Source organism: Branchiibius sp. NY16-3462-2 (assembly GCF_001594145.1).
Lineage (GTDB): Bacteria > Actinomycetota > Actinomycetes > Actinomycetales > Dermatophilaceae > Branchiibius.
In genome coordinates, this window is sequence record NZ_LVCF01000045.1 from 1 (window position 1) to 24759 (window position 24759).

Below are 24759 nucleotides of genomic sequence, written 5' to 3' on the forward strand. Positions count from 1 at the left end.
AGCCGTGTCGTGCGTCGGCTCGACCTGCTCTTCGTTCATGTCCTGCAGTGTCATGCGTCCCTATTCCGATCCCGCCCACAGCAGTGGGCGTGTCACGGACCAGAAACACCGAAACTGCGATAGTCCCGGTCAACGACGGCGGCACGTTCGCGCCCGTCGACGAGGCGCAGGTCGCGTTCGTCGCCTCTCCCCCGGTGCGCGATGTCGGCACCAGCGAGCTCGGCACGCTCAACCAGTTCGCCGGTCAGGCGTTCATCGACGACTGCCTCGGCCGGGCCGAAGGTGTTGCGGCCACCGCGCAGGACGTGATGTGGGGCTTCGCCGGAGTCTTCCAGGTGCTGGGGGCTCGCGGCTTCGGAGTCACCGACTTCGACTCCGAATCGGGCCGTGTCGTGCATGGCGCGTTCGGCCGCATCTACATCGGTACCGGCCACCACGGCTGCGTGATGTGGGACGAGGAAGGTCGCCGGTTGCTGGCGGCTGCCTCTACTCAACTGGCTCCCGGATTCAACACCGGTGACACGCTCCCGCGCGTTTCCGCGCCGGCCGGCGTGACCGTCCAAAGCCCCGAGTTCGGCGACCTGACTCCGCTGGCGCAGTTGTGCGCCATGCACCGCCAGTTCGCATCCACCATCGCTGACCGCGCGGCCGGCACCAACTGAAAGGCATCACCCTGGATGTTCAACTCAATCGCCAGTAAAGGCGCCATTGCCGTACTCGGCCTGGTCAGCGTGGCCGGAGGTGTTGCCGCCGCGGTCGCACCACACGCTGATGCCGCCGCCAGTCCGTCGGCTGCTTCCTGCACTGTGGTCACCATCCACAAGGGTTCGACCGGTGCACTGGTCAAGACACTGCAGTCGCGGCTGGGCGGGCTGACCGCCGACGGCGTGTTCGGCAACCTCACGCTGGCGAAGGTCAAGGCGTTCCAGAAGTCACACGGGCTGACCGCCGACGGCGTCGTCGGACCCAAGACCTGGACGGCGCTGGGCGGGTTCCCCTGCAGCAACGGTGGATCCAACACCACCGTGGTGACCAAGCAGGTCGCTTCGGGCATCGACTTCCTGTCGGTGCGCACCGGTCCGGGAACCGGGTACGCCCGGGTGGCCAAGCTGTCCCCCGGCACGAAGGTCACCGGCATCATCAACGGCGGCTGGATGAAGATCACCAGCGGTGGCTATGCCGGCAAGTACGTCGCGGCGTCTTACCTGATCGACGTGCCGAAGGTCGGCCCCAAGCCGCCCACCAGCAACGTGCATGGCTGGATCGCGACCACGGGTGGTATCACCGCGACTGTGCGTTCCGGGCCTGGGTTCAACTACGGCGTGCTGGGTCACAAGGCCAGTGGTGCAGCGGTTTCCGGCACGCAGGTGAACGCCGACTGGGTCAAGATCGCTGGCGGGTACATCAACCGTGGTGAGATCGAGACGACCTCGTCGTCGCTGACTCGGGTGAACGCCCAGATCCCGGTGTCGCAGTTGTGCGCGGTGAACGGGGCGTACAACTCGCCGAACTCGTTCGACCCCGGTTACACGGTGAACACCACGCGGTACATCAACTGCTCGGCGGGCCGCGCACTGGACTCGTTGCAGGCGGCGTACAAGGCCAAGTTCGGGCACTACGCCAACATCGACCTGGCCTACCGGGACTGGGCCGAGCAGCAGTATTGGTACAACAAGCTCGGCCCGGCGCAGGCGAACAAGCCCGGTACCTCCAACCACGGCATGGGCCTGGCGGTCGACTTCCAGGAGTGGCACGGCCACACCACCGAGTTCGACTGGGGCGGTGTGGGTTCCAACTGGTTGCGGGCCAACGGCGGCAAGTACGGGTTCACCCAGCCGTACGCCTACGGCACCACCGGTGAGTCCTACCACTTCAACTTCACCGGCTGAGCTGAGCAACTCCCCTGTTCGCGCACTGCGCCCCGGACCCCCGGGGCGCAGTGCGTTTCCCGTACATCTCAAGAAGACAACTTCGGAAGGAATCATCTTGTCTCACAACCTTGTTCGGCTTCTCGCCGGCACCGGTGCCGCAGTCGCGCTTGGCGCGACCCTCGTGGCCGCTCCGTCGGCCTCGGCTGCCACCAGCACGTTGTCCTGTTCGGTGGTCGCTACCAAGTCCGGCGACAGCGGTGTCCTGGTGTCCGCGATCCAGTCTCGGCTGCGGGTCAGCGTCGACGGTGTGTTCGGACCTCGAACCAAAGCCGCAGTCGTGGCGTTCCAGAAGTCGCACCGTCTCGTGGCCGATGGCATCGTCGGCCCGCTCACCTGGTCAGCGCTCGGTGGCTTCCCGTGCTCGGCGGTGGGAACCTCTGTCGCTGCGAGTGTTTCGAGCATCACCCCGGCTCTCGCGACACGGATGAAGACGTCCTACCGGGCTGGCTGTCCGGTGCCACTGAGCGGTCTGCGCTACGTGAAGGTGCCGTATTGGGGGTACGACCAGCGCTACCACGTTGGAGAACTGGTGGTGAACGCCAGTATCGCCTCGGCCACGGTCACCGCGTTCAACACGCTGGCCCGTAATCACTTCCCGATCCAGCAGATGCGCCTAGTCGACGACTTCGGCGGCAACGACGACAACTCGGTGAAAGCCAACAACACCTCGGCCTACAACTGCCGCAAGATCACCAACGGCACCGGCTGGTCGATGCACGCCTACGGCAAGGCGATCGACATCAACCCGTGGGTGAATCCGTACGTGTACCAAGGACATCCGCAGTACGGCGTCAGCACCTACGTCCCGCGGACACCGGGCAAGGGCAAGATCCTGTGCGGCGACGCAACGTACAAGGCATTCACGGCGGGTGGCTTCAGTTGGGGCGGCGACTGGAAGGCCGGGGTGTTGGACTACCAGCATTTCGAGCACCGGTAGCCCTGGCGAAAGTTTCTCGCTGCGGTCATTGCGTCTTCGAGAAGCTGCTCTATACCGTTGTCAGTACACGCAATTCGTGTAGAACCCCGGGCCTTGTCGGCCCGGGGTTTCGTCGTGTTACCACCCGAGGAACAGCAAAATGACTCAGACTCTCCAGCCGCGTCACGCGGCTCCCGTCACTCCCTCCAGCTACGGCCGCGGTGCGCGCGCTGTTGCGTTTGCCGGTCTGGCTGCCGTCGGTTTCGGCATCGCCGCACCGGCCATGGCCGCGACTCCGCCCAAGCCGGTCAGCAGCTACTGGCTGTCGGCGAACACCAACCACCCGCAGCCGCTTGCTGGGACCAAGTTGGGTTCGTCCCAGGGCTTCCGGGCACACGGCTTCGTGAACATGGCCTCGGGCAAGGTGTACTACTGCGCCCAGGACGAGAAGACCGGCCCGTCCGGCAATGGCTACAACTCCATCGCCGACAGCACCTGGTCGACCCCGGTGCGGGTCACCGGTGCGTACACCGGTACCGAGGGCAAGTACACGGCGACCACGCTGGAGGAGGCCGCGTACGTCATCAACAAGTACGGCAACCCCTCCAAGTCGCTGCCGTTGGCGACGCGGGCCCGGATGGTCACCGCCGTCGACGCGCTCAACGGTTACCTGGCCGGCAACAGCAAGGAGCACATGCTGGAAGCGTCGCCGGGTCTGCCCAGTGCGGGCGTCCCCGCGACCACGGCTGTTGCGGACTACACGGCGACCAAGGCGCTGTTCAACCAGTACCTCGCTGAGGCGCAGAAGTACCACGGTGCGCAGACGATGGTCGTCAACGGCGCAGCCGGTGGCAAGGTCGGTGCGACCGGGACCGTCAGTTTCGGGGCGAAGGCCAACGCCAGCGGCCTGTACGTGCCCGGCGAGACCTACACCGCGACGCTGACCGGCGGCGCGACGTTCGCCGACGGCTCGACCACCAAGACCGGCACCACCGGCACGGCGCTGACCTCGCTGCAGGTGAAGTACACCGGAACGGCGAGGGCGACGCTGTCGGTGTCCACGACCACCCCCGACTACGGTCTGTGGATCACCAAGAGCCCCAAGTGGCAGAACTTGTGGATCGGTGGCACCGAGGCCACCCCGATCAAGGCCGCAGCCGCGTGGAGCGCGACGACCAACGGGTACACCCCGAAGCTGACCACTGCGGTCAGCATCGCGAACGGCAAGGTGGGGCAGTCCCTGACCGACACCATCAAGGGCTCCGGCTTCCCGGCCGGAGTGACGGTGACCGGTACCGACGATCTGTACTTCCTGCCGTACGGCTCCACGGTCACCCAGGGTGCCGTGCCGTCCAACGCCACCAAGGTCACGACCCTGCCGTGGTCGGGCAAGACCGACGCGCAGGGCAACCTGACCGTGGTCACCTCGGCCTACAAGCCGACCAAGGCCGGCATCTACGTGTTCGTGGAGCACTCCGCGGCGGGCAGCAACGACACCTCGACCTGGGCCGCCTACAGCGGGCAGTTCGGTGAGGCCACCGAGTCCTCGGTGTTCACCAAGGCCGAGACCCCGACCATCGCCACGCAAGTCCAGGCGGGCCAGGACATCAGCAAGCCGTTGTCCGACAACGTGATCGGCTCAGGGTTCCCCTCGGGCGCGAAGGTCACCGGCACCGACGACCTGTACTACCTGCCCTACGGCACCAAGGTCACCGAGTCCGACACGGTGCCCGCCAACGCCGTCAAGGTCGGCTCCTACGACTGGTCGGCCACCGCTGACTCCGACGGCGACCTGCAGGCCACCACGGCCCCGGTCACGGTGACCAAGCCCGGCGTGTACGTCTACGTCGAGACCGCGAACGCGGGCAGCGCCAGCGGCAGCACCTGGGGCAAGATCACCGGCACGTTCGGCGACACCGACGAGACGGTGTCTCTGACCAGCCCGACCAGCCCGGTGGTGACCACCCAGATCCAGGCGGGCACCGACGTGGCCAAGCCGATCTCGGACACCATCAACGGGTCCGGGTTCCCGGCCGGCGCGACCGTCACGGGTAACGACGACCTGTACTTCGTGCCCTACGGCACGCAGATCGTCGAAGGCACCGTGCCGGCCAACGCGCAGAAGATCACCACCTACACGTGGAGCGCCACCGCCGACGGGTCTGGCAAGGTCACCGCGACCACGCCGAACTACACCCCGACCAAGGCTGGGACGTACGTGTTCGTGGAGTCGGCCAATGCGGGGAACCACGGCGGTTACACCTGGGGCAAAATCACCGGCAAGTTCGGCTCCAAGACCGAGTCCGCGTCGCTGACCAAGGCGGGCGCGCCCAGCGTCACCACCCAGATCCAGGCCGGGCAGGACATCTCCAAGCCGATCAGCGACCAGATCAACGGCTCCGGCTTCCCCGCCGGTGTCTCGGTCAAGGGCACCGACGACCTGTACTACCTGCCCTACGGCACCAAGCTCAGCCCCTCCGATGAGGTGCCAGCCAACGCCGTCAAGGTGGGTTCGTACGAGTGGTCGGCCACCTCTGACGCCAGTGGCAACGTCTCGGCCAAGACCCCGACGTACACCGCGGCCAAGCCGGGCCTGTACGTCTACCGCGAGGCTGTCACCGCAGGCTCGGGCGTCGGAGTCACCTGGGGCAACATCAAGGGCAGGTTCGGTGAGCACACCGAGTCGGCCTCCCTGGTGAAGAACGTCACCCCGAAGGTGTCGACCAAGGTGTCCAACACCACCGTCAAGCAGGGCGACGCCCTGTCCGACACGGTGCTGGGTTCCGGCTTCCCGGCCGGTGCCACGGTCAAGGGTTCTGACGACCTGTACTACCTGCCCAAGGGTGTCGCCGTCACCACCGACGGTTCGATCCCCAAGGGCGCGGTCAAGGTCGGCTCGTTCACCTGGTCCGGCAAGGCCGACGCCAAGGGCAACCTGTCGACGACGACGGCCAAGTACACCGTCAACAAGACCGACGGCACCTACGTGTACGTGGAGTCCGCCAAGAGCGGCAACCACCAGGGACACGTCTGGCCTGCGGTGAAGGGCAAGTTCGGGCAGAAGGCCGAGACCTCGAACATCAAGACGCCCAAGCCGCCCGTCGTTCCCACCGGTGACGCCGAGATGTTCGGTGTCGACACTGGGGCGCTGGCCGTCGGTGGCCTGATCACCGTGGTTGGAGCCTCGGGCCTGATCGGGGCCTTCCGCCTGCGCCGCAAGGCAACTCAGGAGAACTGACTCGGGGTCACCTGAGTTAGCGGAAGCGTTCCAAGCAGACGGGGGTGTCGAGCGATCGACACCCCCGTCTGTGCACCCCGACACCAACCAAGGAAGCACCACCGACCATGAAGACCGCCCAACGCAATCGCAACGCAGCCCTGCTGGCCATGGCCATCCTCGGCACCGCAGGCGTCGGCGGCGGCGCGTACACCGCGATCCACGCCGCCACCCACCCGGTGCTCGAACAAGCCGTCGCAGATCCGAGTAGCACGCAGGCTGCGACACCCACGACAGGACCGAGCGCGTCGAGCCAGTCCGGCCTGATCAAGGTGCCGCCCGCCGCGACCCATAGCGCCCCGGCCCTGCCGGTCGCGCGGGCCACCGCCACGGCCAACCCGGACGACAACGACGGCGCGGACCGTCGCGCGGCGTACACCGGGGACAACTCCGGCTCGATCCGCAACGTGGCAGCCACCATCCGCGACGCCAACACCGAGCACGCAGCGAACGCCTCGACCTCGAAGGTCACCACGCTGCACCCGAACCGGGTTCTGATCCCGAGCATCGGCGTGCTGGCTTCGGTCATCCCCGAGAAAGTCTCGGCCGGCTACCTGACGATCCCCGCGCAGAGCTGGCGCGCCGCCTGGTACAACCAGTCTGCGGCCCTGAACGCCAGCACGGGCAACACGGTGATCGCTGGCCACGTCAGTCTCGGCGGAACGCCAGGAGTCTTCGCGAATCTCTCGAAGCTCAATGTGGGCTCGCTGATCTACACCAGTGACGGCAGCGGTAAGACGACCGCCTGGCGCGTGGCGACCAAGAACCTCTACGGCAAACGCGCACTACCCGACGAGGTGTTCTACCCCGCCACCCAGCGCATGCTCACCCTCATCACCTGCGGTGGAGCGATGGGCACCGTGGCTGGTCCGGCTGGTTCTTATTACGGCCACGAGGACAACGAGGTCGTGCAGGCTGTGCCGGTCGCTACGAACTGAGTGCTCGATTCAGCGAGCACTCAGTTCGCTACCGCAACCCGAAGGCTCGGTTCGGGTCTGCCGGCACGGGCCGTAGGTCGCTGGCGTCGACCCATAGCTGGACTACTACCGGGTCGTTGGTCTGCTTCGTGCGCTCAGTTCCGTCGAGCGTCGGGTCGTCGACCAGCACGACGAGGGCCTGCCAGCGATAGGACACGCGCCGCCATGTCACGACCAGACCCTGTCGCGGGGTCTGATGAGGGTGGACGCGCGCTGCGGGGCCGTCGCCGGGCAGCTTGACCCAGACGTGCCGGGTGGTCTTCGGGGTGCGCCAGGTGCGTTCCCGTTTGGACTGCCCCATCCCTCAAACTTAGGACACCTGTTCGACTCGGCGCTATGTCTACTGCGATAATTGCCCTTATCGCGGGTTGCAATCGCCTGACTGGAAGCGACTGGGCACCATCCCAGACCCTGCTAACGAAGCACCTTGCAGCGCAGCGGGCGACCCTGTACCGCTCCGGTCACCACCAACAGCGGCGGATCGTTCGGCCCCCGCACTTCGCCCGGAGCTGCATGCGTCAAGCGGTCGGCGTCGAAGTAGATGTTCGGGGCGATGTCACACCCGGCCAGCAGCATCTCGCGCACCTGCTGCCAGTTCGGCCACACGCCCGACACCGCCACGACGTCACCGGGACGGAAATCGTGCCTCGGGGCATGCTGGCGCTGCTTGGCCACGCGGCGGGAACCAACGGTGCTCATACCCTCACGGTGCGACGCCTGCCCGGCGAATCACCGCGTTGGGGCGCCCGGATTGGTCAAGATTCCCTCGGCACTCAGGCCCAGCAACCCGGAACTCTCAGGTCGGTGCTCAGCAAGCTCTCAACCAAAGGGGCGCAATCTGAGACCGTGATACTTGCGACGCCGGAGGACACCCCTAAGGAGCCTGCGCGAAGGTGGCTGCGGCCGCCCTGGGTGGCTCTCGGGGGTTTCGCGGTGGGGTTGGCCTCGGTCGCTGGTGCCGTTGTGCTTGCCCACGGCAGCCTGGCGCTAGACCAGATTGCACAGCCAGCGACACAGCCTCGCTGTGTCTACACATCGATCGCCACCACTTGCGTCGCCGCGGACTCCCACATCGAGGCTTCTCGGGTGTCCAACCTCGTCACTGGGTATGTGGAACTTCTCCAGGAGTTCGGCCTGAATCCGCCGACACGGTTCTTCTTGACCGGCTCTTCGGCGGCGCCGTCGACCTACGTGGCATTGGCAGTACCAGCAGGGTCTTCGTCACCGACATCTACGCTGAACCAGCAGATCGCGGCCGGTATCGCAGGGCCGCGTCCGTGTGCCAGGAGCGACGCGTGGGTTCGCACCGTGGTCCAGGCCCGTGCGCTCTTGGCATCCTGGTTGTTACGTCAGGTCACTGGTTCCGTGTCTGCGAAAGCAACTGCGGCGCGGAGGTCTTGGCTGGTCAGTGACCAGTCCAGTCAATGGGTCTTGACCAACTACGCTGCGATCGCTAACTGCGACCGAGCGGTAAAGATTCCGGAACTCAACTCAGCGCCCTGAGCTCCGTACTCAGAAGCAGAGCCGTGGGGGTACGCCGACAACCTGTTGATGTACGGCGACATCATCGCCCGCGATCACGCACACCACCCAGTCCGAATGCGCGGACCGGGTGGTGTGCTGACGCCTTCTGCAGCGCGGCGAAGGCTCAACCGCCAAGGGTTGTCGAGAGCGCCTTGAGACTGGATGTCTCGGTAGCGGGGTCAGGCGTACTGGCACGGAGACTGGTCAGCACCGAGTCAATTTGTCCGTCGAGGTAGGTCCAGCCAGACGGGTTCGCCGGTTTGAGTCGTGATTGTGCTGCGTCCCAGGCATTTTCGAGTTCGTCAGCCCGAGCAGTCGCGGCTGACTGCTGGCCGGAACTGACATCCTTGGAGGCGTCGGTGACGATGCCGCGCAGCGTCGAGACGTCGCTGGCTGGGAAGTGGGCGATCGCTGTTGCGGGTGCCATGTGGGTCACGGTTGAGGTCTGTCCACCGGTTTCGTCGGTAGCGGCGCTGGCGTGCGGGGACTGCGCTGCTTGGGCCATGACCGATGCCGCAGTCATGGCGGCGATCACGTACATGGTCAGGGCGGCACGGTGCCGGTCGCCATGATCTGTGTGCGCCTCGCTGTGGCTTGATGCGTTCGGCGAGGTGACGTCGGACTTGGTCCAGCTGAGGTAGGCCACGGTGGCGGCGATCGCGGTGAGGAATAGAAGGCTGGTCATCGCGGTGCCGAGCCCGAGGCCTCCGTCAGCGGTGGGGCTCGCGAACCAGTCACCGATATTGGCCCCCAGCGGCCGGGTCAGGATGTATGCCAACCAGAACGCGAGGACCGGCTGGCCGCCGATGCGCCAGGCGACGGCGACCACGGCAATCAGTGCGGCCGGCAACAGCACGGCAACCCCGGGACCCCATCCGGTCAGTTCGAGGGTCCAGTCGCCAACCGCGGTACCAAGAGCAAAGGTAACTAGTACCGCTAGCCAGTAGAACGCTTCACGCGGCGTGGTTGTGATGCTGTGAATGGACAGGGTGCGTTCGCGGGCGAACCAGAGGCCGAAGACAGCGATCAAGAGGGCAGCGAACACTGTACTGCTCAACCAGAGCGGCACCCCATGGCTGTCAGTGAGGATATCGGTGTAGAGAGTTCCTGTGATGCTGACGACCACCACGGTCAGCCAATACACGACGGGCACGTATCGCGGCAGTCGCATCTGCACCGCCAGGACCACGGCGAGTACCGCCGTGAATAGAAGAGCGGTGTTGGTGAGGCCTACACCAAGGGTCGTGTTGATCCAGTCGGCGAAGCTCTCGCCCACTGTGGTGCAGAGGATCTTGATGATCCAGAACCAGATGATCACTTCGGGCACTTTGTTTGCCACGATGCGCTTCGGATGGTCCTGAACAACTGAATTGGTCGTCATGCCAGCAGTTTTCACAAGATCGGCTAAGTCTTTGCTGAGCGAAGACGGTTTCTGCTGCGCTGAGAAGGTGGCGCCTACATCCGCGCGGCGGCCAAAACTTGGTTGTTGCCCTGGGCACAGGGGAATGACTGCCCAGGGCAACAACCAGAGGCCCTAAAGGCGCCGAAACAACCCGGGGAGCACGGCGGTCCCCTCCACGCGGACTGCTCGCAGGTCGCGGGGGTTGAGTCCGAGCAACGCGAGGGTGGTCGGGGCGACCTGGGTGGTCTCGACTGGCGCTGAGACCGCGTGATGGTGTGCCCCGGGTGTGTCGATGAGCATCAGGACATGCTGGTCATCGGGGTTCATTCCACCGTGTTCGGCCAGCTTCGTTGGTTTGGCGTAGACCACGCCTTCTTCGACCTTGCCGAAGACGTCGCGGTAGTGCCCGTTGCCCGCAGGGCATAAACCGATCACGAATTACCAATGGTTCCAGAGGTTTTCGGGACCGTGCGCGTCCTCATAACTTGCCCAGACCTTCGATGGCCATACGTGCTCGCCGTAGTCCCGACCGCGTGGGCGGACGTCAGCGGCTATCAGATGTGGAGCATTGCCAGCGCGGTGCAGGCTGCCGCGGCCATTGTCGCGAGCCCGAATCCAATGATGGCGGTGATGCTTCCGCGCACTGCGGCGTCGAGGCGACCATTGGTCGCGCCACCCACCGCACCGACGGCGTGGATGAGCAACGCGGCGAAGATCGCGTTCGCCGCCAGCCACAGTGTCAGAGACGCTTGCGTGGCGTCTGCGAGCCGATCGGTCACGCGGGCTCGTCTTCGACAGCGCTGACTGCCAGCACGTGGGGTTGGTCGCTGTGACGAGATTGAACGGCCAGGATCGCACCGAAAGCCACGAACAGGCCGAGCGTGACGACTCCGTCGCCCCAGCCCAGGCCGCCCGCTTTTCTGGGTGGCTTACCGAGCCAGTCGGCCACGGAGGCACCGAGCGGCCGAGTGAGAACGTAGGCCGACCAGAAGAGAGCGACTTCGGCGCGACCCCACAGTTTCCAGGCGATTGCCGGGATCGCGAACAGGATCGCGAAGAGCAGCGCCGAGTCGAGATACCCCAGTTTCAACGTGAATGCGGCCAGGTCGCCAGCGGCGGTGCCGAGCGCGAAGGTCGCCAATACGGTCGCCCAGTAGAACCGTTCGGGCGCTCCGGCGGTGACGGTGTGAATGGAGATGGATCCTTCCCACCGTTTCCATGCTGCCAGGACCGCGGCGACGATGATCACGTACAGGCAGGTTGTCAGTTGGTAGGGCAGGTCGAGCACCACGTGCATCGCGTCGGCGGCCATCGTGCCGAAGATGGCGATCGCTGCGACGAAGGCCCAGTATGTGGCCGGCTCGTAGCGGTGAGCACGGAACTGCATCCATCCGGTGATGACCATCAATCCAACGCCGACCGCGCCAGCAACGGCGATGCTGATCGAGCCCAGGTAGTCCGAGGCAGCTTCGCCGCCCGCGGTGCTCAGCAGTTTGAGTACCCAGAATACGAGCGTGACCTCAGGGACTTTCAGCGCCCGCCGCCGGGGGTTTACCAATGCTGTGCTCATGGCTATCGAGCCTAGGTCGGCACCACGCTGCGGCGAATCCATCTACGGTCGTGAGGTTTGCGCGGTTCGTGTATGACCACGGGCATACTCACAACGGTGACCCGTCAGGGTCGACGAGCCCGTACCGTTGGACGATCAGGAGCACTCGGATAATGCCTGGGCCCGCGCCCCGTCTGTCGCCTCGCGGAAGCAGACAACTGCTTCATTCGCCCGAGGATGGGTCTGAACTGACCTGGCGCGGTAGACGCACCTCGAACCGGCACCAGCCCTGCGGGGACTGCGTTGCCAGCACCGTCCCACCATGCTCGCTGGACACGCTGTGCACGATGGCTAGCCCCAGGCCGCTGCCACCGCGGTCTCGGTCGCGGGCTTCGTCCAGGCGAGTGAATCGACCGAACACACGTTCCCGGTCCGCGACCGGGATGGGCGGTCCGTCGTTGTCCACCCGCAGGACAGCCTGTACGCCGTCGGCCCGCACCTCTATGACGACGCGGTGTTCGGCGTGCCGCGTGGCGTTGTCGACCAGATTGCGCAGCAAGTGGATCATCTGGGCGTCGTCGCCAGTGATCCGCACCGGCTCGATATGGGCGTCGACTCTCAACGGCGTGGTTGCGCGGATCCGACGGACCTCACCGGCGGCTATCTCATCGAGGTCGACGTCGTGTGTCGTCCGCGGCGCCCGGTCGTCAGACTTGGCCAACATCAACAGATCGTTGACTAGCCGTTGCAGGCGAATCGTCTCAGCCAAGATCACCGCATCCCGCTCCTGACGTGCTTGTGCGGTGGGGCCTGCGTCGATCTCCAAACTGGCGCGGATGGTGGCCATCGGGCTGCGAAGTTCATGCGAGGCATCCGAAACGAACTGCCGAGTGGCAGCGTCCGCTTGCGCGAGGCGGTCGAGCATTTGGTTCATGGTGGTCGCCAGTCGCGCAGCCTCATCGCCAGAGGCTGGGACCGTCAGACGGCCCGAGCCGCGCACAGCGGTGATCTGATCAACCTCCGCGCGAATGTCATCCACCGGTTCCAAGGCACGTCGCACTCCCCTGCTGACCAACCACATCACCAGAGCCAACAGCAACGCTGAACCCACGCTGAGCAATGCCGTGGCTGTTTTGACTGTCGAGGACTCCACCTGCAGCGACTTGGCGACCACAACGGTAACGATGCCACCGTCCTCGGCTCGCACGCCTACTGTGGCCACCGCGTGCGGCTCCCCCAATTCACCTGGCACAGTGGCAGACTGGGACACGGTTACCCGGCCGACGGTAGTTGCCGGGTCCGCGATCCTCGCTTCCTGTAGCGCTACCTCTGAACTTGCCATAACAGATCCAGCGGAGTTCAGTACCTGTACGAGATCGCCGCGGTTGGTGAACTGGTTGACGGTGTCCTGAGTCGAGGTGGCCTTCCCGTTCAGCGCCTGAGCGATCTGGGTCGCCTTCTGCTCGGCAGCATCCCGCGCTGAGGCATACAGGATCCGGTCCAGGGACACCGCGAACGCGACGACCCCCAGAAGCAACGCCAGTCCCAGCGTCGCCGCGGTGACCGTCACGATCCGGCGTTGGATGCTCCACGACCCCATGAACCCTGGACCACGTGAGCCGCTCAAGTTGTGCCATTCCCAGCACCCTCAGTGACGACCGGGTCGAGGCGGTATCCCTGCCCGCGGATCGTGCGCAGGGACTGGACCCCGAATGGCTCGTCGATCTTTCGGCGCAGGTAGCCGATGTACACCTCGACAATGTTTTCGCTGCCCTCAAACGCCGCGTCCCACACGTTGTCCAGGATCTCGATCTTTGACACCACCACTTCATGGTTGCGCATCAAGAACTGCAGCACCGCGTATTCCTTCGCGGTGAGCTCGATACGAGTCCTGCCACGGTGAACGGTGCGCCGATTAGGGTCGAGTTCCAAATCACCGACGATCAGCTGAACGGGCCGTTCCGGAGCGCCACGTCGGACCAGTGCCCGCAACCGAGCAACCAGAACGATGAAGCTGAATGGCTTGGTCAGGTAGTCATCGGCGCCGAGATCGAATGCATCAACTTGGTCGTAGTCACCATCCTTGGCAGTAAGCATCATCGCCGGCGTCCACACCTTCAACTCCCGCAGGTTCCGCAGAACGTCGTAGCCATTGCGGCCGGGCAACATGATGTCCAGGACCAACACGTCGTATGGGTTCTCCGTGGCCATCCACTGACCACTGATCCCGTCATACGCGACGTCCACGACGCAACCTTCTTGGCGCAGTCCATGCGCGACCGTGTCAGCCAGAGCCTTCTCATCCTCCACCAGCAGCACCCGCATGGCTTTACCTGACCCCCCTTCGGTCCAATTTCCTACTGTTCAGCACGACGATGGCGACGGTGACGATCGCGCCGCCCAACGCCCATCCAGCGAGGACGTCCGTTAACCAATGAAACCCCAGGTACACCCGTGACAGACCGACGCCTACCACCAATAACGCGGCATTGACCGCCAAGAGCCATCTACCCACGCCGTGGGCAACGTGGCGACACAGCACCACCGTCAGCACTCCGTACAGCACCGTCGACATGGCCGTGTGGCCCGAAGGAAACGAATACGAATGCGGCGACGCACCGAGCATGTCAGCGATCGGAGGCCGTGCCCGACCCACCGTGTTCTTAACGACCAGCACCAGCAGACTCGCTACCACTACCGACGCGGCAAGAACAATGCCACCGACACGATCGCGCCGGATGAACGCGACCGCGCAGGCCACCACAGCGGCGATGCTCACCAGCACCACACTCCCGCAGGCCGTCACCGCGTGAGCAAGGACTGTCAGCCACGGCTGACGGTGCGCAACGAAAGCCCCATGCCACTGGTGGTCCAGCTCCACCAAACCCGACCCAGCGTGCACCTGCCAGGTCAGTGCCGCGCACACCACCAGACAGACCGCTGCGAACGCGTATAACGCGGCTGTGCCCGATTGCTCGCGACGCCCGGAATCAACCACGGAGCCGACCGATTGCTTGAGCATCCCGCCACCCTCACCCAGGTTCGCTGAGCCCAACCTGAGAGCACCTGCGCTAGCAGGTCACCTAGATCCGGCAGTAGTCACCGCCACCGGACCAAGCAGCAGCCTCCTGAGGCGGTTCACAGTTGCGTCGAGGGGCGCAGCAGAATCTCGTTAATTGCGAGGTGCCGGGGCTGGGCGATTGCGAAAGCGATAATCTCAGCAACCTCCTCCGGCTTAACCGTTGCTGTCGCGTAGTTGTCCAGGACTGCTGATCGTGTCGCCGCATGCGTGATGTGTGTTGGAAGTTCGGTATCCACCACCCCCGGCTCGATCAAAGTGACGCGGATCTGCGGTAATAGCTCCTGCCGCAGCGACTCCGACCACCCGTTGATCCCCCCACTTGGTTGCGGCATACACGCCGTTTCCCGCCCGGGCGGTGCGCCCTGCCACAGAGGACAAATTCACAATGTCTCCACCGTTGTTCTGCAGCTGGTTGAGGAACACCTCGGTCGTCGCAATTGCGCCTAGAAGGTTCACCTCTACCATCGTTCGATAGTCTGAGTGCTGAGCCGCTGAGAACGGGCCCAAAAGCGGCTCTTCACAATCCACGGTGTAGGAGTCGGGGCCTGAAGCCACCGGTTTCGAGTAGTGATCTGGCGATGTAGTGGGTCAGGTTCCGGAACCCCAGTGCTGATCCACGCAGGTGCTCCAGCCGGCCGTTGATCGCCTCGGTCGGGCCGTTGGAGGTGCCGGGCCGGTCGATGTAGGCCAGCACGTCGGCGGCGCGTTGCTTCAGCGTCCTGCCCAAGGTAGTGATCTCGGCCAGGCCCCTCGGCACGCCGGTGCTGACCGACTCGATCAGCGCGCTCATGAGTTTCTTGCCTTCGCCTCGGTCGGGGTGACGGTAGGCCGCGACCATCCGCTGGTAGATCCCCCACGTCGCTTCGACCTGCACGTGCCGATCGCCGTGGGCCTGCTCGTCGAACAGCGCGGTGATCCGGGCTTGCTGCTTGTCGGTCAGCAAGTCCGCGCCAGTGTGCAGGGTGCGCCGGGCGCAGTAGAGCGGGTCGTTCTTACGGCCACGACGCCCGTGCAGGTCTTGTTGGATCCGTCGGCGGCATTGGTCCAGGGCGTCGCCGGCCAGGCGCACGACGTGGAAGGGATCCATCACCGCGACCGCGTCGGGGATCTCCTCAGCGGCAGCGGTTTTGAAGCCGGTGAACCCATCCATCGCCACCACCTCAACTGCGTCCCTCCAGGCTTGGGGACGGTCCGCGAGCCAGGTCTTGAACACCGCCTTAGAGCGGCCCTCGACCATGTCCAACAACCTTGCTGGGCCGGTGCCGTCACGGATCGGGGTCAGGTCGATGATCACCGTGACGAACTTGTCGCCGCGGCGGGTGTGACGCCACACGTGCTCATCCACCCCAATCACCGCCACACTGTCGAAGCGGTGCTCGTCGTCGATCAGGACGCGCCTGCCTTCGGCCAGGACGGCGTCGTTGGCGGAGGGGGTACCTCCCGCTTGCGGGGGAGTCCAGGCGACCCCGAGGCCTTCGGCGACCCGGGCCACGGTCAGGTGCTGCACCACGATGCCTTCCAACGCCCACCGCAGGCCGCCCCGGGATAGTTTCGCTTTGGGTTCCGCCGCCAAGCTGGTGTCCTGACGCCACACGTGCCCGCACCCGGTGCACCGGTACCGGCGGACCGTGACCAACAACGTGGTGGGGCGCCAACCCAGCGGTTCGTGCGCCAGGCGGCGAGTCACCGTGTCCCGCGGGGTCCCTTCGCACCCGCAGCGGCGGCACCACTGATCCGGCTCGACGACCCGGCACGCCAACACCGCCCGATCCGGCTCCAGCCGTTGCCCGATCACCACCAGGCCCAGGCCGTCGAGGCAGGCGAACGTAGTCAGATCAGGGCAAGCGAAGGTAGCGTCAAGCACGTCGAGGTCTTCCAGATGGACAGCGCCAGAACTTCCATCTTCGGAGGGCCTCGACGCCTACCCCGCGCCGGCCCCAATTACACCCTTAACTGTGAAGAGCCTGTTTCTCCTATGGGACAACTGAGTTAGTCAATGCTGAACGTCCCAGGGCGGGCGCACAGACGTCTGTTTCTTTAACGGACAGCTAGTCAACTTCACACCTAGTCTCTGGCGGGCAGAAGGCTCTGTCGTTCCACGTACTGACAGGTCCTCCCTGAGACCTCCGCTAGTGAGTAGCGTGGTGTCGATGGACGCCAATCCCGAGGCCAGCGACTTCCTCCGTAGCCGCCGCGACCGGATCAGCCCCTCCGAAGCTGGGATCATCAGCGGTAGCAACCGGCGAGTACCAGGCCTGCGACGCGAGGAGGTGGCCTTTCTCAGCGGGGTCAGCGTTGACTACTACGCCCGGTTGGAACGTGGGAACCTCGCGGGTGTGTCAACGGAGGTCCTGGACGCGCTTGCCAGGGTGCTTCGACTCGATGACGCCGAAACCACGCACTTGTACGACCTTGCCCAATCGGCTGCCACTGCCTCGCCCGCCCGACGACGAACCGCGGCGCCCGGAGCGGCAGTTCGTCCCGGCTTACAGACGTTCATCGATTCAATCACTCGGTCGGCGGTGTGGATCCGCGACGAACGAATGGACCTGGTCTCCTGCAACGCCTTGGGTCGAGCCGTCTACGCGCCGGTGATCGAAGACCCCAGCAGCCGTGGCGGCAACACCCTGTTCACCTTTCTGAGTCCCGCTGCCCCCGCCTACTTCGTCGACTGGGCGCGTGCGGCCGACGACACCGTCGCCACGTTGCGCCTCCACTTGGGCCGCAACCCGAGGGACAAGGCAATCAGCGACTTGGTCGGCGAACTGACCACACGTAGCGATGAGTTCACGCGTCGATGGGCAACTCACAACGTCCGCCACCACCGGGCGGGAACGAAGCGAATCCATCATCCCTCGGTCGGGATCATCGAGCTGTCGTACGAGGCATTGCTGCTGCCCGACCGTCCCAACTGGACGATGTTCGCGTTCACCCCAGCACCAGAAACGCCATCTGCCGAACGTCTAGCACTACTCGGCAGCCTGGCGGCCGACGTCGAACCCGCGACGGCTGACGGGCGCCAACCCCCGCACTAAGTACGCGACAACTCTCGGCCAGACCTCGATACTCGGTCGTCGACTCAGTCTCAGCACTTTCTCAGGAAGGGCCACCTAACTTCGGCAGGGTGATGCATCAGCTAGGACCATCGTGGATGGACCCGAATTGGCTCCTGAGCCGCTTCGGTACGCAGTTGCTCCTCATCAGTTGCATCTTTGTGTTCATCGAGTGCGGGCTGCTGTTCCCTCTCCTCCCGGGCGATTCACTGCTGTTTAGCATCGGGGCATTCATTCGCGTCGCGCACGATGGTGGCAACGGTTTGCACATCTCCCTGCCGCTGGCATGGCTGGTGCTGGCAGCGTGCGCGTTCGCAGGAAACGTCGTTGGCTACGAAATCGGACGCGCCGGCGGCCCTGCGCTGTACCGCCGCGACGGGCGGATCGTGAAGCGCCGCTACCTGGACCAGTCCCATGACTTTTTCGAGCGCTACGGAACCCGTGCCCTGGTGCTGGGGCGCTTTGTCCCGATCGTGCGGACCTACGTGACGCTGGCCGCGGGAGTTGCCCGGATGCCCCGCAAGCCGTTCCTGTTCTGGTCCGCCATCGGAGCCGCTGTATGGACCCTCAGCCTGCTACTGCTGGGGTACGCGCTCGGCGCAATCTCGTTCCTGCAGAAGAACATCGACTTCCTCGTAGTCGCCTTGATCGTGCTCTCGCTGATGCCCGTGGTCGTTGAGGGTGTACGTCGCCGACGCACACCAGCCGCAACGGACTAGGAAACCCGACCGCCGCCGCCCCTGGCGGGCCGTCATACCCTCCAACCGCCTCAGTATGGTTACCCAAACCTAACCACCGCCTATCTCCGGTCAGGAAGTCATGCTCGCCACGTTCATCATCGGCCTTCGCGAAGGACTTGAGGCCGCACTGATCGTCAGCATCGTCGCAACTTTCCTTCGGCGCCATGGACACTCGCTGCGGCCGATGTGGATCGGTGTCGGCTTGGGGATCGCGCTGAGCGCGCTCGTGGGAATTGCGATCACCGTCGCGGAACGCGCCCTATCGCAAACCGCCCAGGAAGCGATGGAGGGGATCATCGGATTCATCGCTACCGCGATGGTCACCACGATGGTCCTATGGATGGCTAAGCACTCCCGGTCCATGAAGCACGATCTGGAGCACGCAGCGAGCATCGCGCTGGCTTCGGGCACATCACGCGCCTTGGTCGTGATGGCGTTTCTCGCGATCGTCAAGGAAGGATTTGAAACAGCGGTCCTGTTGTTGGCGACGTTCCAAGCTGCGGGGAACGCCGTATATGCGGCCACCGGTGCCATCCTGGGCCTACTGGTCGCGGTCGCGCTCGGGATTGGCCTTTACAACGGAGGCCTTCGCCTCAACCTTGCCCGCTTCTTCCGATACACCAGCATCTTCCTCGTACTGGTGGCCGGCGGGCTGCTGGTCACATCGCTACGCAAGTTCCACGAAGCGGGCTGGTTAAACGCTGGCCAGGCGCGCACGATCGACCTCAGCTGGTTGGCTCCAGTTGGCTCCGTGCGCGGAACGGTCGTCACCGGCATACTCGGAATCCCAGCCGACCCGCGCCTGGTCGAGGTCTTGGCGTACGCGGCGTACGTGCTGCCGATGATGGCGTTCGTCCTCTGGCCCGCGCACCGCCGACCTGGACCCCAGGCCCGTGGCAGGCTGCAATTGACCGCTGGAGTGGTCTGCATGGCGACCGCGGCGGGGCTCGCGCTCTACCCAGCGTCGGTCTCCATGGGCGTGCCCGCACCAGCCCCCATCCAAAACCCGGATGGAACCGCCGTAGGAACCGTCGCCGTGGTTGGTAACCACCTCGTGATCACCAAGGCTGGCGAAGCATCCACGGCGCCCTTGAGCAGCCAAGGCATCACTCAACACGCAGGCTTGGCCACCACCATTTTCGTAGCCACCCAAAAACCCGTCGATGCGCAGATCGGTGCACGCAGCCTGACGCTGACCGATGTCACTCGACTCAGCGGTGGACGGCTACCGGTGGGTATCACCGCCGCCCGCAACCCGGGACCGTTCACCGCCGCATGGACCAGCAGCGGCTCAGCCCGGGTCTGGCAGATCCACGACACCATCCTCGACGCCCGCAACGACACCAACACTGTTGTGACCTTAAGCGGCGGCGGGCTGAGCCACCCCCGCACCATCACCGTCGCCGACAGCTCGTGGTCAGTCACACCGCAGCGTCAGCAGCAAGTTGCTCGCGCCGTACAGACCTACGAGGCCCAACTAATCGACGTCAACTTCTGGACCCGGCTAGTGCCCGCGCTGTTAGTCCTTGCTGGCCTGGTCACTGTCGGATTCGCGGCGCGCACCAAGCGACTCCACCGCGCACCGGCCACGCAGCCCGAGTCCGCGCTGATTTCCTAGTCCGCTCCCCACGCCACCTACCGTCACGCCCGGAAAGAACCCTCATGCGTCTTCGACTCCTGACCATCGCGTGCAGCGCCGGCCTCATCGCTGCGATCGCCGGATGCTCTACCCAACCGACCACCGGCGGGGGCACATTTGCCGCTGCCGGCGGACCCGCCGCGCCCACACGCAACGGTGCCGCGCAGGTGTCCGTCGAGATGAGCGGGGACCGATGCATCAGCGACCACACCTCCGCGCCCGCTGGACCGGTGACGTTCACCGTGAAAAACACCGACGCCACCGGGATGAGTGAGATCGAACTACTCAGCGACCAGCGGATCCTGGGCGAGAAAGAAAACGTCGTACCTGGACTTGGGCCCGTGAAGTTCACGGTCACCCTTACCGGCGGCACCTACCAGTTGTACTGCCCCGGAGCCAGCAGTGAGCTACAAGACTTCGCTGTGTCCGGCACCGCCAGCGATCAACCCGCCAGCACCACAAAGCAACTGTTCACCGAAGGTGCAACCGGGTACGGCACCTACGTCACCAACACGGTCGCTGACCTCGTCAGCGCAACCCATACCCTCACCGCCACAGTGGATTCCGGTGACGTCGCAGCATCCAAGAGCGCGTACGCCAAAGCACGCAGGTTCTACGAGAAGGTCGAATCGGACGTGGCCGGGTTCGTGCTGCCTGGCGCCAGCGCCACCGACAACTCCAAGAACCTCGACTACCTCATCGACATGCGCGCTACCAACCTTGATCCATCGGTGGGCTGGCACGGGTTCCACGCCATTGAACGAGACCTGTGGCAACGCGCGGCAATCACCGCAGACACCAAGAAACTCGCCCACGAACTCGATTCGAACGTCACCCAACTCGCCGCTCTGAGTAAGACCCTGACGTACCGCCCCGAAGACCTCGGCAACGGCGCGGCCGCACTACTGGAGGAAGTCCAGTCCAAAAAGATCAAAGGCACCGAAGAGGCGTACAGCCACCTCGACCTACTCGACTTCGCAGCCAACATCGAAGGCGCCCAACAGGCCTACCCCTTCCTCAAACCCGGCCTGGACAAACTCGACCCAGACCTCTCCCGCCGCATCAACGAGCAGTTCCAAGCCGTTCTCGCGTCGCTGGCCAAGTACAAGGACCCGGCCGCCCTGGGCGGGTACCGCCCTTGGACCCCTCAGCTACGTGCCAGCGACGCGCCCAACCTCTCGAAAACCGTTCAAGGACTGCAAGATCCGCTCTCCCGAATCGCCGAGAAGGTCGCCACCGCCAACTAGCCAGGCTGCATCGCGGTCTGAGACGCGCAAAGCAGTCTCACGCAAACGGCGATACAAGACCCGGCCAGAATCACGACCACAATCGTTAATATTGTAGTGATCGAGTGAAACCGCCTGCGCCCGTGAAGAATACAACGCCCACCGGAGTTGCGGCCTGATCACCCCTCGCGCGCAGTAGCTGCCGGAAGCCGAACGTTGACGAGGGCAGTCACCAAATCCTCAGGTTCGGCTCAGCGAGTGCCATGCATGATTTCACGGTGACCACGACCGCACCTCAGACCGTCTCAGTCCCCGTCAATGGCTGACCTCAGCTACCTACAAGCCGTTGCGATCGGAGCGCTCCAAGGCGTCACCGAACTGTTCCCCGTCTCCAGCCTCGGACACTCAATCCTGGTGCCAGCGTGGATCGGAGGAAGCTGGGAAAGCCTTGTGACGCAACAAGAACAGTCCGGGCACACCCCATTCCTGGCGTTCATCGTGGCCCTCCACGTAGCAACGGCAATGGCCCTACTGACCTTCTACCGCCGTGAATGGCTCGATGTCATTCGCGGTCTGATTGACATCGCCCGTCACCGCAACCTGTCCAGCAACCGGTCCCGGTTCGCTGCGCTCCTTGTCGCCGGAACGATTCCTGCCGGCATCGCTGGCCTCCTACTGGAAAAGCCGCTCCGCGGAGCGTTCTCCACCCCCGCTATCGCCGCGCTCTTCCTCACGCTCAACGGATTGGTCCTCGCCGTCACCGAACTACTCACCCGCGCCGACCAGAACCGCCGCATCAGCCACCGCCCAAAACGGCTGAGCCGTATGTCATTCTCCGACGCCATCATGATCGGCTCCGCGCAGATCCTGGCCCTGCTGCCCGGCATCTCCAGATCCGGCGTCACCATCTCCGCCGGACTTCTTCGGCACTACACCCACGAACGAGCAACCCGATTCGCGCTCATGCTGGCAACACCACTGATCCTCGCCGCCGGCGTCCTGAAAATGCCCGAACTTGCCACCCCCGAAACAGCCAATATCCGCGGGCAGGTCCTCATCGGCATGGTCGTCGCGTTCGCCGCCGCATACCTAGCAACCCGCTACCTCACCCGACTCATGAAGACCCGAACCCTCTGGCCCTTCGTCGCGTACTGCCTCATCGCAGGAATCGCAAGCCTCATCCGATTCGCCTAATAGTCGATTCTGCCGCCGCGTAGTGCTCACTCGGCTTCGGCCGGTTCCTCGCATCTCGCGGTCTCCTTGGAGACCGGCCACTACGGATGTCACCGACGATTGCCCCAATGCACGTCCCGACTGTAGACGGTGGCAATTGTCCGAGACGACCTTCCTAGAGCTCCGAAGCCTCGACGGCGCCATCACCTACCTAAAGGGGCCGAACGGGCGCGACGGGGCGGTGAAGAGCATAAGTCGCGCTTGGTAACACGCTGGTGGCTCTTGGTCGGGCGGCGGGAACCAACGGTGCTCATAGCCTCACGGTGCGACGCTTGGCGGGGTGCGCTCAGCCCGGACGTTGAGTCCGATCCAACGCGACCACCGTGTCGTCGTCGCTGCCGAAGATGCCGCCCCAACGCGAGGAGATGGCGTTGGACGCCTCCCGTGAGAGGTTTTCCCCGACGTGCTGGTAGCGCATCGCCATCCGGGTGCTCGCCCACCCCATTGCGTCCGCGACGACCCGAGTGTCAACACCCTCCTCCAGCATCTGCGTGGCGATCGTGTGCCGCGAAGCGTGCTGACCTTTCAGGTCAACACCAGCACGCTGGAACAGCTTCAACCAGTGCCGGTCATCGCCGCGATGGTCGATCCGGGTGCCGGCCGAGCTCAAAAACACCAGGCCACCGAACTCCTGCCCAGTCTCCGGGCGCCGCCCAAACATCTTGAACCAGGCATCCTGCGACGACTTGTGCGCCCGCAGCATGTCGACCAGTTCCGGCGCGATCGCGATCACCCGGACACTGCCGCTGGTTTTGGTTCGACCGAACATCTGGCCGCGTATCCGTTGCGGACACTTCGAGGGCGAATGCCCCGCCTGCGAAGCGATCAGCGTTGCGCCGCAGCCGTGTTGCCACACCTGGCGAGTCAGCGTCCGCCGGATCACAAGGGCGCCGCGGTCGAAATCGACACTGTCCCAGCACAACCCGAGCACTTCGGCTTTGCGGGCACCCGTCATCAGTGTCGTCATCCACCGCACTGCTTGCGGATCCTTCCTAGCCACCTCCACCACCGCGCGGAGCTCGTCATCGGTGAACGGCTCCGGAGAGACTTCCTTGACCGCGGGAGGCTGCACCATCCGCGCCACGTTCTGCATCAGGACCCCACGAGTGCACGCCAACGTCAATGCTCGGGACAAGAACTTATGCACCGACACCACAGACGAAGTCGCCAGCCCCTTGGCCGCCGCCTGCCGATGCAACTGTGCAACGTCTTCGGGAGTGATCGCGTCCAGCCGTCGCTCCCCCAGCAACGGCTGAATGTGGTTGCGGTACTGGCTGGCTGCTGCAGCCCGGGTAGCGTCGGATCTGCCCCGCTTGACGTACTCCTCGTCGAGCACCCGCATCCACTCATGGAGCGTCGGCATCCCCCCTGCGGCTGGTGCCGGCGATGGCGGTCCGTCGTCCAGACCCAGCCCGTTGATCTCCAACCAGTCGTCACGTTTGCGCAGCACCGCCGCTTTAGAGGTGCCGCGGAACTCTTTACGGATCGACTCCCCCGCGACCGTCAGCGTGATCGTGAGCCGGTACCCGCCGCTGGCCACCGGACTGATCGTGCCCCCCTTCTTGCGCGGCCGCGCCATCAGGCGAGCTCCGGCTTGGACAACGGCTGGTCCTCGGCGCGGGAACGCTCCAGCAGGTCCATTACGTCTTCACGCATGATGCGCACCGAACTGCCGATCATCACTTTCCGCAGGCGCCCCTGCGCCATCAGCTTGCGCACGGTCGACTCCCCGATCCGCAGCACGTCAGCGGCTTCCTCGGTGGTGTAGACCATGGGGCCTTGTGGGTCACGGACGACGTGCAGTCCAGCCGGTGGCTCGTCCTCCTCCAGCAGTTCACGCAGCGTCGCGGCCTGGTCGAGAAGCGTCTGTGCTTGACGCTCCAGAGAGTGCGCGGTGCGCAGGACTTTGTCGCGTGTAGTGAGACTGGACATGCCCAGACGGTGCGACGCGCTGCGGGCGGACGGGGGTTTTGCGTCACTGGTCGATCTTTCGCCGGAGTTTTGTGGATGATTCCGTGGGACCAACCACCACAAAACGGGTAAAAGAAAGGGGCCAAACGGCCCCTGACCTGCGGTTATTTGGTGGAGCATAGGGGATTCGAACCCCTGACCTCTTCCATGCCATGGAAGCGCGCTACCAACTGCGCCAATGCCCCGTGTAGGAGTGCCGCCGGTGTGCCCTGGCGACCGCCTTACCTTACTCACGCCCA

General features: G+C 64.7%; 23 protein-coding genes and 1 tRNA gene. 10 read left to right on the plus strand and 14 right to left on the minus strand.

All coding sequences use genetic code 11. The features are described from left to right. Positions 1 to 89 precede the first annotated feature (89 nt). The 5 genes from AZH51_RS17215 to AZH51_RS17235 all read left to right on the plus strand — a co-directional run bounded on the left by AZH51_RS17215 (position 90) and on the right by AZH51_RS17235 (position 7062). Complete coding sequence (locus tag AZH51_RS17215) at positions 90 to 662, plus strand: hypothetical protein (protein WP_291526089.1); 573 nt, start codon at positions 90 to 92, stop codon at positions 660 to 662. 15 nt (positions 663 to 677) lie between these two features. Next, complete coding sequence (locus tag AZH51_RS17220) at positions 678 to 1889, plus strand: peptidoglycan-binding protein (protein ID WP_291526090.1); 1212 nt, start codon at positions 678 to 680, stop codon at positions 1887 to 1889. Positions 1890 to 1986: 97 nt separating this feature from the next. Then, complete coding sequence (locus tag AZH51_RS17225; protein ID WP_177647420.1) at positions 1987 to 2868, plus strand: M15 family metallopeptidase; 882 nt, start codon at positions 1987 to 1989, stop codon at positions 2866 to 2868. A gap of 139 nt (positions 2869 to 3007) precedes the next feature. Beyond that, positions 3008 to 6085 carry a hypothetical protein gene (locus AZH51_RS17230; RefSeq protein ID WP_291526091.1) on the plus strand — a complete coding sequence of 1026 codons (3078 nt, stop codon included), beginning with the start codon at positions 3008 to 3010 and terminating at the stop codon, positions 6083 to 6085. A gap of 107 nt (positions 6086 to 6192) precedes the next feature. After that, the gene (locus AZH51_RS17235) at positions 6193 to 7062 is read left to right on the plus strand and encodes a class F sortase (protein WP_291526092.1); all 870 of its coding nucleotides are present in this window, start codon (positions 6193 to 6195) and stop codon (positions 7060 to 7062) included. Between the two features lie 28 nt (positions 7063 to 7090). Here AZH51_RS17235 and AZH51_RS17240 read toward each other — a convergent pair whose 3' ends face one another. The 11 genes from AZH51_RS17240 to AZH51_RS17285 all read right to left on the minus strand — a co-directional run bounded on the left by AZH51_RS17240 (position 7091) and on the right by AZH51_RS17285 (position 16522). Further along, positions 7091 to 7402: a hypothetical protein gene (locus tag AZH51_RS17240; RefSeq protein WP_291526093.1), complete on the minus strand. Its 312-nt coding sequence runs from the start codon at positions 7400 to 7402 to the stop codon at positions 7091 to 7093. A gap of 113 nt (positions 7403 to 7515) precedes the next feature. Continuing rightward, complete coding sequence (locus tag AZH51_RS17245; protein WP_291526094.1) at positions 7516 to 7800, minus strand: hypothetical protein; 285 nt, start codon at positions 7798 to 7800, stop codon at positions 7516 to 7518. 949 nt (positions 7801 to 8749) lie between these two features. Next, on the minus strand, positions 8750 to 10147 hold the full coding sequence (locus tag AZH51_RS17250) for a hypothetical protein (protein ID WP_291526095.1): 1398 nt from the start codon (positions 10145 to 10147) through the stop codon (positions 8750 to 8752). Between the two features lie 12 nt (positions 10148 to 10159). Next, positions 10160 to 10462, minus strand: coding sequence for a hypothetical protein (locus AZH51_RS17255; protein ID WP_291526096.1), 303 nt, complete (start codon positions 10460 to 10462; stop codon positions 10160 to 10162). Between the two features lie 119 nt (positions 10463 to 10581). Then, positions 10582 to 10806 (minus strand): hypothetical protein, encoded by a 225-nt coding sequence (locus AZH51_RS17260; RefSeq protein WP_291526097.1) that lies wholly within the window; start codon positions 10804 to 10806, stop codon positions 10582 to 10584. Next, positions 10803 to 11597, minus strand: a complete 795-nt coding sequence (locus AZH51_RS17265; RefSeq protein WP_291526098.1) for a hypothetical protein — start codon at positions 11595 to 11597, stop codon at positions 10803 to 10805. The genes AZH51_RS17260 and AZH51_RS17265 overlap by 4 nt, the downstream gene beginning before the upstream one ends. 202 nt (positions 11598 to 11799) lie before the next feature. Continuing rightward, complete coding sequence (locus tag AZH51_RS17270) at positions 11800 to 13176, minus strand: HAMP domain-containing sensor histidine kinase (protein WP_291526099.1); 1377 nt, start codon at positions 13174 to 13176, stop codon at positions 11800 to 11802. Positions 13177 to 13199: 23 nt separating this feature from the next. Continuing rightward, positions 13200 to 13901 carry a response regulator transcription factor gene (locus AZH51_RS17275; protein WP_291526100.1) on the minus strand — a complete coding sequence of 234 codons (702 nt, stop codon included), beginning with the start codon at positions 13899 to 13901 and terminating at the stop codon, positions 13200 to 13202. Between the two features lie 4 nt (positions 13902 to 13905). Continuing rightward, complete coding sequence (locus AZH51_RS17280) at positions 13906 to 14355, minus strand: phosphatase PAP2 family protein (RefSeq protein ID WP_291526101.1); 450 nt, start codon at positions 14353 to 14355, stop codon at positions 13906 to 13908. 456 nt (positions 14356 to 14811) lie between these two features. Beyond that, a complete protein-coding gene (locus AZH51_RS18775) occupies positions 14812 to 15123 on the minus strand; it encodes an SDR family NAD(P)-dependent oxidoreductase (protein WP_367188071.1) in 312 nt (103 codons plus the stop codon). A 52-nt stretch (positions 15124 to 15175) separates the two neighbouring features. Continuing rightward, positions 15176 to 16522 carry an ISL3 family transposase gene (locus AZH51_RS17285; RefSeq protein WP_291526102.1) on the minus strand — a complete coding sequence of 449 codons (1347 nt, stop codon included), beginning with the start codon at positions 16520 to 16522 and terminating at the stop codon, positions 15176 to 15178. 286 nt (positions 16523 to 16808) lie between these two features. On the opposite strand from AZH51_RS17285, the gene AZH51_RS17290 reads away from it, so the two are divergent. The 5 genes from AZH51_RS17290 (at position 16809) to AZH51_RS17310 (ending at position 22510) form a co-directional block, all read left to right on the plus strand. Then, positions 16809 to 17693 (plus strand): helix-turn-helix transcriptional regulator, encoded by an 885-nt coding sequence (locus AZH51_RS17290; protein WP_291526103.1) that lies wholly within the window; start codon positions 16809 to 16811, stop codon positions 17691 to 17693. A 116-nt stretch (positions 17694 to 17809) separates the two neighbouring features. Next, positions 17810 to 18430, plus strand: coding sequence for a VTT domain-containing protein (locus AZH51_RS17295; RefSeq protein WP_291526104.1), 621 nt, complete (start codon positions 17810 to 17812; stop codon positions 18428 to 18430). A gap of 100 nt (positions 18431 to 18530) precedes the next feature. Next, the gene (efeU, locus tag AZH51_RS17300; protein ID WP_291526105.1) at positions 18531 to 20069 is read left to right on the plus strand and encodes an iron uptake transporter permease EfeU; all 1539 of its coding nucleotides are present in this window, start codon (positions 18531 to 18533) and stop codon (positions 20067 to 20069) included. Positions 20070 to 20113: 44 nt separating this feature from the next. Next, positions 20114 to 21337 carry an iron uptake system protein EfeO gene (efeO, locus tag AZH51_RS17305; RefSeq protein ID WP_291526106.1) on the plus strand — a complete coding sequence of 408 codons (1224 nt, stop codon included), beginning with the start codon at positions 20114 to 20116 and terminating at the stop codon, positions 21335 to 21337. 297 nt (positions 21338 to 21634) lie between these two features. Then, on the plus strand, positions 21635 to 22510 hold the full coding sequence (locus AZH51_RS17310) for an undecaprenyl-diphosphate phosphatase (RefSeq protein ID WP_291526107.1): 876 nt from the start codon (positions 21635 to 21637) through the stop codon (positions 22508 to 22510). Between the two features lie 325 nt (positions 22511 to 22835). Here the strand turns inward: AZH51_RS17310 and AZH51_RS17315 are convergent, their stop codons facing one another. From AZH51_RS17315 to AZH51_RS17325, 3 genes are all read right to left on the minus strand, one after another. Next, complete coding sequence (locus AZH51_RS17315) at positions 22836 to 24128, minus strand: site-specific integrase (protein WP_291526108.1); 1293 nt, start codon at positions 24126 to 24128, stop codon at positions 22836 to 22838. Beyond that, positions 24128 to 24481 carry a helix-turn-helix domain-containing protein gene (locus AZH51_RS17320; protein WP_291526109.1) on the minus strand — a complete coding sequence of 118 codons (354 nt, stop codon included), beginning with the start codon at positions 24479 to 24481 and terminating at the stop codon, positions 24128 to 24130. The genes AZH51_RS17315 and AZH51_RS17320 overlap by 1 nt, the downstream gene beginning before the upstream one ends. A 148-nt stretch (positions 24482 to 24629) precedes the next feature. After that, a tRNA-Ala gene (locus AZH51_RS17325) sits at positions 24630 to 24705 on the minus strand. Between the last annotated feature and the right edge of the window lie 54 nt (positions 24706 to 24759).